Source organism: Streptomyces sp. S465 (genome assembly GCF_026898115.1).
GTDB classification, from domain to species: domain Bacteria; phylum Actinomycetota; class Actinomycetes; order Streptomycetales; family Streptomycetaceae; genus Streptomyces; species Streptomyces luomodiensis.
The window spans coordinates 5365165-5379377 of record NZ_CP114036.1; the positions used below are offsets into that span (position 1 = coordinate 5365165).

A 14213-nucleotide genomic window follows, 5' to 3' on the forward strand; every position below is an offset into this window, starting at 1 on the left:
GTGAACCACACCGCCCTGCAAGCCCTCCTCGCCGCCGTGGTCGTGCTCCCCCTGCTCGGCAGCGTCACCGCCCTGCTGCCGGCCCCGCCCGGACTGCGCGGCCGCGGGCCCGACCAGGCCGTCCTGCGCCACGGCGTGACCGTCACCGGGGCGGTGCTCGCCGCCGCCATCGCCCTGGCCGCCGGTTTCGACCACGACCACCCGGCCCGGATGCAGGCCCAGACGGACATCGGCTGGATCCCGGCGCTGGACATCCGCATCCACCTCGGCGTGGACGGCGTCTCGCTGCCGCTGCTGGTGCTGACCGCGCTGCTGACCTTCCTCAGCGCGCTCTACGCCTACGTCAACCGGCCCTCCGGACCGTCCCCCAAGGCGTTCGTCGCGCTGCTGCTGCTCCTGGAAGCCGGCACCCTGGCCAGCTTCGCGGTGCTGGACCTGATGCTGTTCTTCCTGGCGTTCGAGATGGTCCTCATCCCGATGTACTTCCTCATCAACCGGTGGGGAGGCGCCGAGCGGGAGCGCGCCGCCTGGCGGTTCATCCTCTACACGCTGCTCGGCTCGGTCGTCATGCTGCTCGGCCTCCTCCTCGTCGGACTCAAGGGCGGCACCTTCGACATGGTGGCACTCGCCACCGACAAAGGCGCCGGGCTCAGCCACACCACCCAGCTGATCGCGGCCCTCGCCATCCTCGTCGGGCTCGCCGTCAAGGCCCCCATGTGGCCGCTGCACAGCTGGCTGCCCGACGCCCACACCGCCGCCCCCACCGTCGGCTCGGTGCTGCTGGCGGGCGTGCTGCTGAAGATGGGCACCTACGGGCTGGTCCGCATCGTGCTGCCGATGACCCCCGAGGCGGCGCACACCTACGCGCCCTACCTCGCCGCGTTCGCCGTGGTCGGCATCATCTACGGCTCCCTCGCCTGCCTCGCCCTGGCCCGTACGGGGGCGAAAGGCGACCTCAAGCGCCTGATCGCCTACTCCTCCGTCGGCCATATGGGCTTCGTGCTGCTGGGCATCGCGACCCTCACCCCCACCGGCGTGAACGGCGCGCTCTTCGCCAACATCGCCCACGGCCTGATCACCGGCCTGCTCTTCTTCCTCGTCGGCGCCCTCAAGGACCGCTCCGGCACCACCGACCTGGACCAGCTCTCGGGCACCAGCGGCGCCGCCCTGTACGGCAGGGCGCCACGCCTCGGCGGGCTGCTCGCCTTCGGCGCCGTGGCCTCCCTGGGGCTGCCCGGACTCGCCGGGTTCTGGGGCGAGATGCTCGCCATGTTCGGCGCCTTCGACCCCGCCGACGGGCTCAGCCGCCCCGCGTTCCTCACCTATACGGCGCTCGCCGGCTTCGGCACCCTGCTGACCGCCGCGTACATGCTCGTCGTCGTACGGCGCGTCTGCATGGGCGACCACCCCATCGAGCCCGGTACCGGGACCGAGGCCGAGCGGCCCGCCCTGGCCGACGTCCACGGCTACGAATTCGCCGCCTGGAGCCCCCTGGTGGCCCTCACCGTCCTCGCCGGACTGTGGCCCGCGGTCCTCCTCGGCCTCACGGACCCGGCCGTGCAGCAGCTCCTCGCGGGAGGCAACCGATGACTCCGCACGCCTCGGGCCTCGCCACGAGCCTCGTCCAGTCCGTCGACTGGCTCGCCGTCGCGCCGCCCACCATCGCGGCCCTGGCCGCCCTCGCCGTCCTCGTCGCCGACCTGTTCCTGCCCGAGCGCCGGAAGCCCCTGCTGGGCTGGGTGGCGATAGCGGGACTCGCGCTGGCCGCGCTCAGCCTGCTGCCGCTGCTGGACGGCGAACGCTCCACCTTCTGCCTGACCACCGGCGCCCACGCGTGCAGCTACACGGCCGACACCTTCGCCCTCGTCATCCAGTTCCTGGTGCTCGGCGGGGCCCTGCTCACCGCGCTGCTGTCCTTCAGCGCCTGCGACGATCTCAAACTTCCCGCCGGCGAATTCTGGTTCCTGCTGCTGTCCTCCGCCGCGGGAGCGGCCCTGCTGCCCGCCTCCCGCGATCTGGCCACCCTGGTCATCGCCCTCGAAGTGGCTTCGCTCCCGGCCTTCGCCCTCGTGGGCCTGCGCCGCGGCGACCGCCTCTCCTCCGAGGCCGCGCTGAAGTTCTTCCTCTCCTCGGTCACCGCGACCGCCGTGATGCTGCTCGGCGTCAGCTTCGTCTACGCCGCGACCGGCAGCCTCCACCTGTCCCGGATCGCCGCCGCCCTCACCCATGTCGACCCGCGCCTCGACACGCTCGCCCAGACCGGGGTCGTGCTCACCCTGGTGGGCTTCGCGTTCAAGACCGCCGCCGTGCCGTTCCACTTCTGGGTGCCCGACACCTACGTCGGCGCGCCCGTGCCCGTCGCCGCGTACCTTTCCGTCGTCGGTAAGGCGGTCGGCTTCTCCGGCCTCATCCTGGTGACCGTCCTGGCCTTCCCCTCGTACGCCGATGTGTGGGGCCCGGCCGTGGCGGTCCTGGCCGCCCTCACCATGACCGCCGGGAACGCCGCGGCGCTGCGCCAGCGCCCGGAGCGCGCCTTCAGCGCCGTACGCCTGCTCGCCTGGTCCTCCGTCGCGCAGGCGGGCTATCTGCTGGTCCCGATCGCCGCGGCCGGCTACGCCGACTCCGCCGGGGACGCCTCCCGCGCCATCGGCTCCACCGTGGCGTACGCCCTGATGTACGCGGCCGTGAACCTCGGCGCCTTCGCCGTGGCCGCCCTGGTGGCCCGCAGCAGCCCGGCCAACCGGCTCACCGACTACCGCGGGCTCTACGCGGCCCGCCCGGCCGCCGCCCTGGCACTGGGCTTCTTCCTGCTGTGCCTGGCCGGGCTGCCCCCGGGCGTCATCGGGCTCTTCGCCAAGGTGACCGTCTTCTCGGCGGCCGTGGACGCGGGGCTCGGCTGGCTCGCGGTGGTGATGGCCCTGAACGTGGTGGTGGCCCTGTACTACTACCTCCAGTGGACGGCGGTGCTCTTCCGCGCGCCCGCGCCCGCCGCCCAGGCGGAGCCCGCGCCCGCCGCCATGGCCCCCGCCCCCCGCCCGGCCGCCGTCCCCCTTACGGCCGCCATCGGCCTCACCGCGATCATCGGCGTCGCCCTCTCCGGCGCCCCGCAGCTCGTTCTGCGATTCGCCTCGGACACCCTGCTGTAGCCGCCGGGCGGCCGGGTGACCGAGGCCGCGCGCGTCCGCGCACGTCCGCGCCCGTGTGCACGAGGGAACTGGTGCCCTTCGCCTGGCGTTGACCTTTTCAGGAGGGTCCACTGGAAGGTGGAAACACCTGGCGAAGGGTTCCCTGCGGCACATCGGGAGGGCGCACAGTGCACCGCCGGCACAACGGGCTGAAAACCGCCGTACTCCTCGGGGGACTGTCCGCGCTCATCATCCTCATCGGCAGCCTCTTCGGCCGTACCGGACTGGTCATCGCGGTCGTCGTCGCACTGGGGACCAACGCGTACGCCTACTGGAACAGCGACAAGCTGGCCCTGCGCGCGATGCGCGCCCGCCCGGTCAGCGAGTTCGAGGCGCCACAGCTGTACCGCATGGTGCGCGAACTCTCCACGGCCGCCCGCCAGCCCATGCCCCGGCTCTACATCTCCCCGACCGACGCCCCCAACGCCTTCGCGACCGGCCGCAACCCCCGTAAGGCGGCCGTCTGCTGCACCGACGGCATTCTGCGGCTGCTCGACGAGCGGGAGCTGCGCGGGGTCATCGGCCATGAGCTCAGCCATGTCTACAACCGCGACATCCTGATCTCCTCGATCGCGGGCGCGCTCGCCAGCGTCGTCATGTTCCTGGTGAACTTCGCCTGGCTGATCCCGGTGGGCCGGTCCGACGACGACGAGGGCCCCGGCTTTCTCGGCATGCTGCTGATCATGATTCTCGGCCCGCTCGCGGCCTCCATCATCCAGCTCGCCGTGAGCCGCTCCCGCGAGTACGAGGCGGACGCCTCCGGCGCCCAGCTCACCGGCGACCCCCTGGCCCTCGCCAGCGCCCTGCGCAAGCTGGAGACCGGTACCCAGCAGCTTCCGCTGCCGCCCGAGCCCCGGCTGGAGACCGCGAGCCACATGATGATCGCCAACCCTTTCCGCGCCGGTGAGGGCATGGCCAAGCTCTTCTCCACCCACCCGCCCATGCGGGAGCGTATCGCCCGCCTCGAACAGATGGCAGGAGGCCGCCGACCGTGAAAACCCTGCTCAACCTGATCTGGCTGATCCTCTCCGGCTTCTGGCTGGCGATCCTCTACTTCCTCGCCGGGGTCCTCCTCTTCATCACGATCATCGGCATACCCTTCGGGATCGCCTCCTGGCGCATCGCCGGCTTCACCCTCTGGCCCTTCGGCCGCACGGCCGTCCCCCGCCGCGACGCCGGAGCAGCCTCGTGCGTCGGCAACGTCCTCTGGCTCGTCCTCGCGGGCTGGTGGCTGGCGCTGGGCCACCTGATCACCGGCGTCGCCCTCTGCCTCACGATCATCGGCATCCCCCTGGGCCTGGCCAACTTCAAGCTCATCCCGATCTCCCTGGCCCCCCTCGGCCATGAGATCGTCCCCACCGACCAGCCCTTCGGCCACCGCTGACCGGGCCGCGCTTCCCGCCTGGGCGAGTCCGGGCGACAGCCCCGTCCACACGCGACCGCCGGGGCCGGGGCCCCGGCGTGCCGTACTCGGCGGACCGGGCTACCGGTAGTTGACGAACTGCACCGCGAAGTCGAGGTCCTTGCCCTTGATCAGCGCGATCACGGACTGCAGGTCGTCCCGGCTCTTGGACGTCACCCGCAGCTCATCGCCCTGCACCTGCGCCTTGACGCCCTTGGGGCCCTCATCGCGGATGATCTTGGCGACCTTCTTCGCGTTCTCCTGCGAGATCCCCTCCTGGAGCGAGGCGAAGATCTTGTACTCCTTGCCCGAGGCCTGCGGCTCCCCCGCGTCCAGGGCCTTCAGCGAGATCCCGCGCTTGACCAGCTTGGACTGGAAGACATCGAGGATCGCCTTGACCCGCTCCTCGGAGTTGGCCCGCATCTCGATCCGCTCGCCCGACCAGGCGATCGAGGCGCCGACGTTCTTGAAGTCGTAGCGCTGGGAGATCTCGCGGCTCGCCTGGTTGAGAGCGTTGTCGACCTCCTGCCGCTCGACCTTCGAGACGATGTCGAAACTGGAGTCGGCCATCTTGAGTTGGCTCCTCGTACGTAGATCCGGCAGTGGCACGGCCCAACGGACCGCTTCCGCCAGCCTAGCGATCTCGGTCATGATCCAGAGGCGATCAACCGGGTGGCGAAGCACCCCGGGACATCAGGTATTGTTTACGTCGTTGCCAGGGAGCAGCGCCGCGAGAGCGGGGCACCTGGCCACATCCCAGGCGGTGTGCCCGAGTGGCCAATGGGAGCGGACTGTAAATCCGTCGGCTTAGCCTACCCAGGTTCGAATCCTGGCGCCGCCACATCAGGGAAACGGCCCCCGAGCTGCGAAAACGCGGCCGGGGGCCGTTTTTGTCCGGGTGGACTACCCGCGTGCGAGTGCCGCTTCCAGGGCCCGTCGGGTGGACTCGGGGAGCCAGCCGCAGTGCGGCCATTGGACGATCTGTTCGGCGATCTCGCGCAGCTTGGTGTTGGTGTGCTGGGACACCGTCTTGAGGATGTGCCAGCCCTGGTCCGGACGCAGGCTGCCGTGGGTGATGACCACACCGATCGCCTGATCGATGACGGCGTGGGAGACGACCGCTTGCCGCAGCTGGCCGACCTCCTCCTCCAGGCTGGCGATCTTCTTGAGGAGGTCGTCGTTCCCGATCGTCACGGAGAACCTTTCGATCGGAGATGGACCGCGGTAGCGGTGAACCATGCCGCGCCTGTCCACTCTCCAGAGGCGGACCGGCGCTTGGCGAGTCGGTAAACGCACGTTCGGGCGCCGGGTGGGACAGAAAACGAAGGCGGCCAGGGGAACCCCGGCGTCAGCCGTGCAGGGTGACGCGTGGGGCGGTGCCGTAGGTGTCGCGGTACAGGGCGGCGAAGCGGGCCGGGTGGAAGAACCCCCAGCGGGTGGCGATGTCGGTGACCGTGGCGGTCCGGGGATCGGCGGTCGACAGGTCGTGGTGGGCGTGTGCCAGGCGTACCCGGCGCACATATGCCATGGGGGTGGTGTCGAGGTGTCTGCGGAAGGCGTACTGCAGGGCCCGGATGCTGACGTGCGCGGCGGCGGCGATGCCGGCGACGGTGATGGGCCGGTCGGCGTGGTCGTCGATGTAGCTGAGGGCGCGCCGCAGCGTGCCGGGGTGGGCGTCGTTGCGGTCGGGTGCGGTGGGGTCGGTCAGCGCAGTGTTGGGGAAGGCCGTCAGCACGCTGCCGGCCAGGAGCTGGCTGACGGTGGCCTTGATCAGCGGCTGGTCGGCCACGGCGGGGTCGGCCAGGACGTGGTCGCGCACGTAGCCGATGGTCTCCCGCAGGTGCCCGGCCGCGGCGGCGGAGTGCGGGCGGTGCCCGGTCAGCCGGACCGGCTGGGGCACGCGCCGGTCGGCGGTCGCGGCGACCTGGCTCAGCAGAGCGGGGTCGAACATGGTGATGTTGTAGCGGGCGCTGCGGATCCGTCCCGAGTAGGGCAGGTCCGGTGGGGCGAAGGACACCACGTCGCCGGGGCCGAAGGAATCCTCGGCACCCGGGAAGACATGGTCCTCGATGGTGCCGGCGTGGACGAGACAGAGGCAGATCTTGCCGAGCGGGCTGACGGAGTAGCTCATCTCGAAGTCCAGGTCCAGCTCGTCCACGCTGATCGACGCGAGGGTGTCGCGCCGGATCTGTGCCCGGCTCGCGCTCGGGGTGGTGCTGCCGATGCGCATCCTGGCGTAGGCCCTGCTGAGGAAGTCCTCGGTCTGCTCCAGGTCATCGCTGTCGAAGACCAGCGTGCTCATGACGGCCTTGCCTCTCCGGCGCCCGTGCGATGGCGCTCCGGAGCACACGTTACGGGCCCGCGGGTGGTGCGGGCCCGCCCGCTCGTGCGCGCACCGGGCCTGCCGCCGTACGGGCGGCCGTCCGTCGTGGCGCACGGCGGGCACCGTAAGGCCGCTCCTAGGGTGGTGATTCCCCCGTATCAGGACAGAGAGGGCGGATCGTGCTCAGGGGCTTCAAGAACTTCCTCATGCGCGGTGATGTCATCGTTGTCGCCGTCGGCCTGGTCACCGCGCTGGCGTTCTCGACGCTGATCAAGGCGTTCACCGACTCCGTGATCAACCCGATCATCGCCCGGCTCCAGGGCGGCAAGTCGGTCGGGCTCGGCTGGCAGCTGGGACAACAGGGGAACACCACGACCTACATCAACATCGGGTCGTTCATCGGCGCCCTGATCTATTTCGTCATCTTCATGGCCGTCATCTACTTCCTGATCGTCGTGCCGTACAAGTACACCCAGGCCCGCCGGGGCGTCACGGCCTTCGGGGCGCCGGGCCCGGTGAAGACCTGCCCGGAATGCCTCGCCGAGGACGTCCCCGAGGCGGCGCGCAAGTGCCGTTACTGCGGTTCGGAGCAGCCGCGCACGGCCTAGCCCGGCATGGACTGGCCCGGCATGGACCGGCCGGGTATGGACTGGCCGGGCCGGTCTAGGTCCAGCTCCAGCATCCGGATCGCGTTGCCGCGCAGGATCTTGTACGTGGTCTCGGGGGAGAGCCCGGCCACGTGCTCGGCGGCGATGCGGCGGGTGTGCGGCCAGGTCGAGTCGACGTGGGGGTAGTCGGTTTCGAACGTGGCGTTGTCCACGCCGACCGTGTCCAGTGAGGCGACCCCGTGCTTGTCGCGGAAGAAGCAGCAGAAGATCTGGCGGTAGTAGTACGTGGACGGCGGCTCGGGGATGAGGTCGCGGACGCCGCCCCAGGCCCGGTGCTCCTCCCAGACGTCGTCGGCGCGCTCCAGGGCGTAGGGAATCCAGCCCATCTGGCCCTCGGCGTAGGCGAGCTTGAGGCGCGGGAAGGAGACCAGGACGCCGCTGAAGAGGAAGTCCATCATCGAGGCCATGGCGTTGTTGAAGCTCAAGGAGGCCTGGACGGCCGGCGGGGCGTCGGGGGAGGCGGCGGGCATCTGGGAGGAGGAGCCGATGTGCATGCACACGACCGTCCCCGTGGCCTCGCACTCGGCGAAGAAGGGGTCCCAGTAGCCGCTGTGGATGCTGGGCAGTCCGAGGTAGGTGGGGATCTCGCTGAAGGTCACCGCGCGGACGCCGCGGGCGGCGTTGCGGCGGATCTCCTGGACGGCGAGGTCGACGTCCCACAGGGGGATCAGGCACAGCGGGACGAGGCGGCCGCCGCTGTCGCCGCACCACTCCTCCACCATCCAGTCGTTGTACGCGCGGACGCACGCCAGGCCGACCTCCTTGTCCTTCGCCTCCGCGAAGGTCTGGCCGCAGAAGCGGGGGAAGGTCGGGAAGCACAGCGATGCCTCGACGTGGTTCAGGTCCATGTCGGCGAGCCGGGCCTTGGGGTCCCAGCAGCCGCGGCGCATCTGCTCGCGGGTGATGCCGTCGAGGGTCATCTCGTCGCGGGAGAAGCCGACGGCGGCGATGATCCGCTTGTACGGGAAGAGGTCGCCCTCGTACTGCCACCAGTCGGTCAGCTGGCCGTCCGGGTCGGTGGTGAACCTGTACTTGCCGCCGATGTAGGCCAGTTCGCCGATCCCGGCCGTGAGGGGCTTGGGGCCGCGGTCCCGGTACTTGGCCGGGAGCCAGGTCCGGAAGAGGTGCGCGGGCTCGATCACATGGTCATCGACGCTGATGACCAGGGGCAGCTCGGTCGCGCCGTTCGTCTCGCCGGTCATCTCGCCATCTCCCCGGTCCCTTCGCGTCGGTCAATTCACCTGACGGCCCGTCAGATTCAGGCGGCAGAGTAGGGCGGATCGCCGCAACCAACAAGGGAAAGTCCCGTTTCCGTACGCCCCGTTTCCGTATGTACGTCCAGGGCAAACGATGTGCGACAACCGGGGAGGAAACGGTGAACGCATCGTCGATCGCACGCGGACTGGGCACGGCAACGCGACGCACACGCACCTCGCGTCAAGCGGGCGGCCGGGCCATCGAGGCGGCGGCCCGCTGGGGGCTGGCCACCCGGGGAGTGCTCTACCTGCTCATCGGCCTCCTGGCGCTGCGCATCGCCTTCGGCGACCGCGGTGAACAGGCCGACCGGGGCGGGGCGCTCCAGATCCTCGCCCAGCAGCCGTTCGGCGCGGCGCTGGTCTGGGCGGTCGGTGTCGGGCTCGTCTGCATGGCGCTGTGGCGGCTGTCCGAGGCGGCCTTCGGGGCCACGGGGCCGGACGGGACCACGGCACGCAAGCGGCTGGCGGGAGCGGCCCGCGCGGTCTTCTACGGCGTCGTCGCCTACTCCGTGCTCTCCTTCGCCGCCGGCGAGGAGGGCAGCGGCTCCAGCGACCGGCAGTCGCAGGACGTGACGGCACGGGCGCTCGACCTGCCGTACGGGCGGTGGCTGGTCGCCGCCGGCGGGACGGTGGTGGCCGTGGCCGGGGTGTGGATCGCGGTACGGGCGATCCGGCGCGCCTTCCGCAAGCACCTCAAGACGGGCGCGATGTCCCCGCGGACGCGGCGGACCGTGGAGGCGCTGGGGGTCTGCGGCGGGGTGGCCCGCGGGGCCGTGTTCGCGGTGGCGGGTGGCTTCGCGCTCTCGGCCGCCCGGCGCTACGACCCGGACAAGGCCAAGGGCATCGACGACACCCTGCGCACCTTCGCCGCGATGGCGGCGGGCCCCTGGCTGCTGGTCGCGGTGGCGCTCGGACTCGCGCTCTTCGGGGTCTTCTCCTTCGCGATGGCCCGCTGGCGCAGGGTCTGACCCGCCCCGGCGGCCGCTCCGTGGCCGGTGTTCCGCTCGCGGTGGGGCCGGCCCTCGTGGCCGGTGCCCCGTGACGCCGGGCCTGGCTCCGGTTCCCGCGCCCGGTGACGCCGGGGGCGCCCGCGCACCCCGCGTCCGGTGGCGCGCCGGCCTGGCCGCCCACCGCGCCCGGGGCCGTGGCGCGGGCTCCCCGGATCGAACGGACCCGGACGGCACACGAGCGGCAGTACAACCAGGAGCCCCTTGCCCCGGGCCCACGCCCGGCCCGGGTGGACTTCTGCGCGGTGACGGACTGCTCAGCGGCCAGACCGCCGGAACCGATCCGCCAGCGCCGAACCGCCGGAACCGGCCGTCAGACGTGACGATCGTCGGGCCCGACTCGCTGCCGGAACTGGCTACCGGGCCCGACCCGCCGGAATGGCGGAGTGGGCTTCCAGTGGCTCCGGGGGGACGCCGGGACGGCGGCCGAACCAGGGACCGATGCGGAACCGGAGGCACGGGCGGCCGAACCCGGGACCGATGCGGACCGGGAGGCACCGACGGCCGGACCCGGGGCCGAGGCGGAACCGGAGGCATCGGCGGCCGGCGAGGGTGACGTGAGGGTCAGTTCTGCTCGGCGATCGTCCGCACCGCCTCCGTCACCGGCGTGTCGCCGTTGATCAGTTCCAGCGTGCGGCGCGCCGTGCGGGGCTCGTCCAGGAGGGCGACCAGGGTCGCTGCCACGTCGTCGCGGGTGACCTCGGCCCGGCCCGTGTGTTCGGCCAGCTTCACCCGGCCCGTGCCCGGGTCGTTCGTCAGCACGCCCGGACGCAGCACGGTCCAGTCGAGGCCGTCCCGGGCGCGGATGTCGTCGTCCGCCGCGGCCTTGGCGCGCAGGTAGGCGGCGAAGACCGGGTCGGTGCCGGGCGGCGGCTCCTGGGACGTGCCCATCGAGGAGACGATCAGGAACCGCCGGGCCCCGGCCCGCTCGGCCGCGTCCGCGAAGAGCACAGCGGACCGGTGGTCGACGGTCTCCTTACGGGCGGCACCGCTGCCGGGGCCCGCGCCGGCCGCGAAGACCGCCGCGTCCGCACCCTCCAGGTGCTTGACCACGTCCTCCACCGAGGCGGTCTCGAGGTCGCAGACCACTGGTTCGGTGCCCGACGCCAGCAGGTCGCCCGCCTGTTCCGGCTTGCGGATGATGCCCGCGACCTCGTCTCCGCGCGCGGTGAGCAGCCGCTCCAGCCGCAGCGCGATCTGTCCATGTCCACCAGCGATGACAATACGCATGATCCCGACCGTACGCCGTGCGGCCTACGGTTGCTCGCCGCCGCTCTGCGGCCGCGCCTGACGGGGCAGGTCCAGGGCCGCCGCGCCGGCCGAGTCGCAGTACTCGCGCACCGCGCTCGTACGGGCCACCACCCGGCCACGGTGCACCACGACCCTGCTGTACGCGAGCGAGAGCACCCCCGCGAGGCCGTCCCCGCGCACCGCGAGCAGCTCCGCCGGGAACCCGGCCTCCACCCGCACCTCGGCCAGCCCCATCGCGGCCCGTGCCTGCCCGCACACCGTCTCGTACGCCTCTTCCGGCCGCAGCCCGTTCCGGGACGCCAGCAGAAAGGCGGCCTCCAGGGGATCGCCCCGGCCCACCGGGTTGACCGCGTCCCGCAGCGCCCCGCTGCCCGCGGCCACCCGGACGCCCGCCGCGCGCAGCAGCCGTACCGGCGCGCAGGCACAGCCGCGCGCTCCCCGCACGCCCTGGTGCTCCAGTCCGGCGCAGTCGCCCTGCGGGAGGCAGACGACGGTCACCCCGGCCGCCGCCAGCCGCTCCGCGATCCGCCCGGCCACATCCACGGGCAGCCGGGACAGCCCGCCGCAGGGGCCGATGGTGACGCCCGGCCGCAAGCCCCCGGCCATCGCCGCGAGCCGGGCGAGGCGGGCCGGGTCGTCACCGTCCGTGTGCAGGTCGACGGCGCAGCCGTGCCGGGCGGCGAAGTCGAGGACGGCCTCGGCGTGGCCGGTCGGGTCCGGGTCGAGGTCCGGGCAGCCGCCGATGACCGGCGCGCCCATTCCCACCGCGTCGCGCAGCACCGCCAGACCGTCCGCCCCGGCGGTGCCGGTCAGCACCCGGGGCACCGCCACCGCGCTCAGCTCCGTGAGCCCGCGCAGGGTCCGGCCGGCCTCCAGGACCGCCTCCAGGGAGCGCAGCCCGTGCACCCCGCCGACGCGGACGTGGGTACGCAGCGCCGTCGCCCCGTGGCCGAGCTGGAGCAGCGCGGCCTCGACGGCGCGGCGCTGGATGTCCCCGGGGGCGTTCGGGACCGGGCCGGAGATGTCGGCCGTAAGGGCGGTGTCGCAGTGGGCGTGGGGCTCGGCGGGGGCGGGGAGCAGCAGATAGCCGCCGAGCTCCAGCCGGGTGCCGGGGACGAGGCTGCCCGCCGTGCCCACGGCCTCGATCCGCCCGCCGCTGAGCCGGACGTCCACGGTGCGCCCGTCGGCGAGCCGAGCGCCACCGAGCACCAGGGCGGTGGGTTCGGGGTCCGCGCCGTCGTTCCTGGGCGGCTGTTGCGGTTGCTGCGGCTGCTGCTGGCTCTCGGGCATCGCACTCCTGGGATTCGCAGGGCGTACGCGGGGCGCACGGGCGCGCGCGACGGGTGCGTGACGAGGGCGGTGGCGGTGACGCCAGAGCGCCACGGGTCACGCCGTGGAGCCCACGGGACACGCCAGGACGCCATGGGTCACGCCATGGCGCCACGGGACACGCCGGGTGCCCGAACGGGCAACGCGCCGGACACGCCCGGACACGTGCGCAGCCAAGATCACGCGGTGCGAACCGAAGCCTAGGGCGCGGTCTGGGCGGCTTCGCGGAGGAGCCGAATAGTCGTACCGGTGTGGTGCATGAGTCCAGGGTGACGGCGGCCCGATACGGATTTCACCTTCGGCGGCCGAGCGTGTAATGTCTTCATCGCTCGCCCCAATAGCTCAGTCGGCAGAGCGTCTCCATGGTAAGGAGAAGGTCTACGGTTCGATTCCGTATTGGGGCTCTGATGTGTGAGGTTTCCCGTTCGGCTACGCTGGTCGAGCGGGGAGTCACTCGCATCACAGCGGTGTAGCTCAGTCGGTAGAGCAAGCGGCTCATAATCGCTGTGTCACCGGTTCAAGTCCGGTCACCGCTACTGACAGTAGCCGATTGTGGGGTCGGTCCTTCGATCGGCTACTCTTTCTGCGTTAATCCCCTAGTCCGTTCGTCAAGGAGCACTCACGTGGCTGCCACCGACGTCCGCCCGAAGATCACGCTGGCCTGCGTGGAGTGCAAGGAGCGGAACTACATCACCAAGAAGAACCGGCGCAACGACCCGGATCGTCTTGAGATCAAGAAGCACTGCCCGCGTTGCAACGCGCACACCGCGCACCGTGAGACGCGATAGCAATAAGCTCTGATTCGAGGCCGCCCCCAATCGCGGGGGGCGGCCTCGTTTCGTTGGTCATCCAATCGCAGGAGGTGCGCGCCGATGGCGCTCGACCAGTCCTTCGTGGGACGGAGCTACCCGCCCACCGCCCCGTACGAGGTCGGCCGGGAGAAGATCCGGGAATTCGCCGAATCCCTCGGCGACACCAATCCCGTCCACACCGACCCCGAGGCGGCTCGGGCCCTGGGCTACCCCGACGTGATCGCCCCGCCGACCTTCGTTTTCACGATCACCTTCAAGGCGGCCGGGAAGCAGGTCATCGAGGACCCGCAGCTCGGGCTGGACTACAGCCGGGTGGTCCACGGCGATCAGCGGTTCGAGTACACCCGCCCGGTCCGCGCGGGGGACCGGCTGACGGTCACCTCGACCATCGACTCGATCAAGTCGCTGGCCGGCAATGACATCCTGTCCGTGCGCGGCGAGGTCCACGACGAGTCGGGCGACCATGTGGCGACGTCGTTCACGACGCTGGTGGCCCGCGCCGCCGACGCAGAGGTGGAGGAGAGCAGATGACGGCCAAGATCTCGTATGACTCCGTGGAGGTCGGCACCGAGGTGCCGGTGCGCGAGTTCCGGGTGAACCGCGCCGACCTCGTGCGGTACGCGGGCGCCTCGGGCGACTTCAACCCGATCCACTGGAACGAGCAGTTCGCCAAGGAGGTCGGCCTCCCCGACGTCATCGCGCACGGCGCCTACACCATGGCCGAGGCGGCCCGGGTGGTCAGCGACTGGGCCGGCGACCCCGGCGCCCTCGTCGAGTACGGCGTCCGTTTCACCAGGCCGGTCGTCGTCCCCAACGACGACAAGGGCGCGGTCGTCGAGATCGGCGCCAAGGTCGCCGCCAAGCTGGACGACGAGGCCCGTACGGTGCGCCTCGACATCACGGCCACCAGCGCCGGCCAGAAGGTGCTGGGCCGGGCCCGCGCCGTGGTACGGCTCGCCTGAGCCCTGGAAGGCGCCCCG

General features: G+C 71.6%; 15 protein-coding genes and 3 tRNA genes. 12 read left to right on the forward strand and 6 right to left on the reverse strand.

Annotated features, from left to right (window positions below; translation table 11 throughout):
• From N6H00_RS22745 to N6H00_RS22760, 4 genes are all read left to right on the forward strand, one after another.
• Complete coding sequence (locus tag N6H00_RS22745) at window positions 1-1590, forward strand: complex I subunit 4 family protein (protein WP_268973673.1); 1590 nt, start codon at window positions 1-3, stop codon at window positions 1588-1590.
• Window positions 1587-3146, forward strand: a complete 1560-nt coding sequence (locus N6H00_RS22750) for an NADH-quinone oxidoreductase subunit N (RefSeq protein ID WP_268973674.1) — start codon at window positions 1587-1589, stop codon at window positions 3144-3146. The genes N6H00_RS22745 and N6H00_RS22750 overlap by 4 nt, the downstream gene beginning before the upstream one ends.
• Window positions 3147-3313: 167 nt before the next feature.
• Window positions 3314-4180, forward strand: coding sequence for a zinc metalloprotease HtpX (htpX, locus tag N6H00_RS22755; protein WP_268973675.1), 867 nt, complete (start codon window positions 3314-3316; stop codon window positions 4178-4180).
• The gene (locus N6H00_RS22760; protein ID WP_268973676.1) at window positions 4177-4569 is read left to right on the forward strand and encodes a YccF domain-containing protein; all 393 of its coding nucleotides are present in this window, start codon (window positions 4177-4179) and stop codon (window positions 4567-4569) included. The genes htpX and N6H00_RS22760 overlap by 4 nt, the downstream gene beginning before the upstream one ends.
• 99 nt (window positions 4570-4668) lie before the next feature.
• On the opposite strand, the gene N6H00_RS22765 is transcribed toward N6H00_RS22760, so the two are convergent.
• A complete protein-coding gene (locus N6H00_RS22765; RefSeq protein ID WP_064458488.1) occupies window positions 4669-5157 on the reverse strand; it encodes a YajQ family cyclic di-GMP-binding protein in 489 nt (162 codons plus the stop codon).
• Window positions 5158-5346: 189 nt separating this feature from the next.
• Here N6H00_RS22765 and N6H00_RS22770 point away from each other — a divergent pair.
• A tRNA-Tyr gene (locus tag N6H00_RS22770) sits at window positions 5347-5428 on the forward strand.
• A gap of 62 nt (window positions 5429-5490) precedes the next feature.
• Here the strand turns inward: N6H00_RS22770 and N6H00_RS22775 are convergent.
• A complete protein-coding gene (locus tag N6H00_RS22775) occupies window positions 5491-5781 on the reverse strand; it encodes an ANTAR domain-containing protein (RefSeq protein WP_268973678.1) in 291 nt (96 codons plus the stop codon).
• A 154-nt stretch (window positions 5782-5935) separates the two neighbouring features.
• The gene (locus tag N6H00_RS22780) at window positions 5936-6889 is read right to left on the reverse strand and encodes a helix-turn-helix transcriptional regulator (protein ID WP_268973679.1); all 954 of its coding nucleotides are present in this window, start codon (window positions 6887-6889) and stop codon (window positions 5936-5938) included.
• A gap of 200 nt (window positions 6890-7089) precedes the next feature.
• Here N6H00_RS22780 and N6H00_RS22785 point away from each other — a divergent pair, with 200 nt between their 5' ends.
• Window positions 7090-7518: an MscL family protein gene (locus tag N6H00_RS22785; protein WP_268973680.1), complete on the forward strand. Its 429-nt coding sequence runs from the start codon at window positions 7090-7092 to the stop codon at window positions 7516-7518.
• Here the strand turns inward: N6H00_RS22785 and N6H00_RS22790 are convergent.
• Window positions 7515-8780: an amidohydrolase family protein gene (locus N6H00_RS22790; protein ID WP_268973681.1), complete on the reverse strand. Its 1266-nt coding sequence runs from the start codon at window positions 8778-8780 to the stop codon at window positions 7515-7517. The genes N6H00_RS22785 and N6H00_RS22790 overlap by 4 nt on opposite strands.
• A 173-nt stretch (window positions 8781-8953) precedes the next feature.
• On the opposite strand from N6H00_RS22790, the gene N6H00_RS22795 reads away from it, so the two are divergent.
• Window positions 8954-9802 carry a DUF1206 domain-containing protein gene (locus N6H00_RS22795; protein WP_268973682.1) on the forward strand — a complete coding sequence of 283 codons (849 nt, stop codon included), beginning with the start codon at window positions 8954-8956 and terminating at the stop codon, window positions 9800-9802.
• A gap of 603 nt (window positions 9803-10405) precedes the next feature.
• Here N6H00_RS22795 and N6H00_RS22800 read toward each other — a convergent pair.
• Together N6H00_RS22800 and N6H00_RS22805 are read right to left on the reverse strand one after the other, a co-directional pair.
• Window positions 10406-11071, reverse strand: a complete 666-nt coding sequence (locus N6H00_RS22800) for an NAD(P)H-binding protein (protein ID WP_268973683.1) — start codon at window positions 11069-11071, stop codon at window positions 10406-10408.
• 24 nt (window positions 11072-11095) lie between these two features.
• Complete coding sequence (locus N6H00_RS22805) at window positions 11096-12382, reverse strand: hydrolase (protein ID WP_268973684.1); 1287 nt, start codon at window positions 12380-12382, stop codon at window positions 11096-11098.
• A 370-nt stretch (window positions 12383-12752) separates the two neighbouring features.
• Between N6H00_RS22805 and N6H00_RS22810 the strand changes: the two genes are divergently transcribed.
• The 5 genes from N6H00_RS22810 (at window position 12753) to N6H00_RS22830 (ending at window position 14195) form a co-directional block, all read left to right on the forward strand.
• Window positions 12753-12825, forward strand: a tRNA-Thr gene (locus N6H00_RS22810).
• 59 nt (window positions 12826-12884) lie between these two features.
• A tRNA-Met gene (locus N6H00_RS22815) sits at window positions 12885-12957 on the forward strand.
• Window positions 12958-13044: 87 nt separating this feature from the next.
• Window positions 13045-13209, forward strand: coding sequence for a 50S ribosomal protein L33 (gene rpmG / locus N6H00_RS22820; protein WP_009715907.1), 165 nt, complete (start codon window positions 13045-13047; stop codon window positions 13207-13209).
• A gap of 84 nt (window positions 13210-13293) precedes the next feature.
• Entirely contained in the window at window positions 13294-13764 is a 471-nt protein-coding gene (locus tag N6H00_RS22825; RefSeq protein ID WP_268973685.1) for a MaoC family dehydratase N-terminal domain-containing protein, read from the forward strand.
• Entirely contained in the window at window positions 13761-14195 is a 435-nt protein-coding gene (locus N6H00_RS22830) for a MaoC family dehydratase (protein WP_268973686.1), read from the forward strand. The genes N6H00_RS22825 and N6H00_RS22830 overlap by 4 nt, the downstream gene beginning before the upstream one ends.
• Window positions 14196-14213 lie beyond the last annotated feature (18 nt).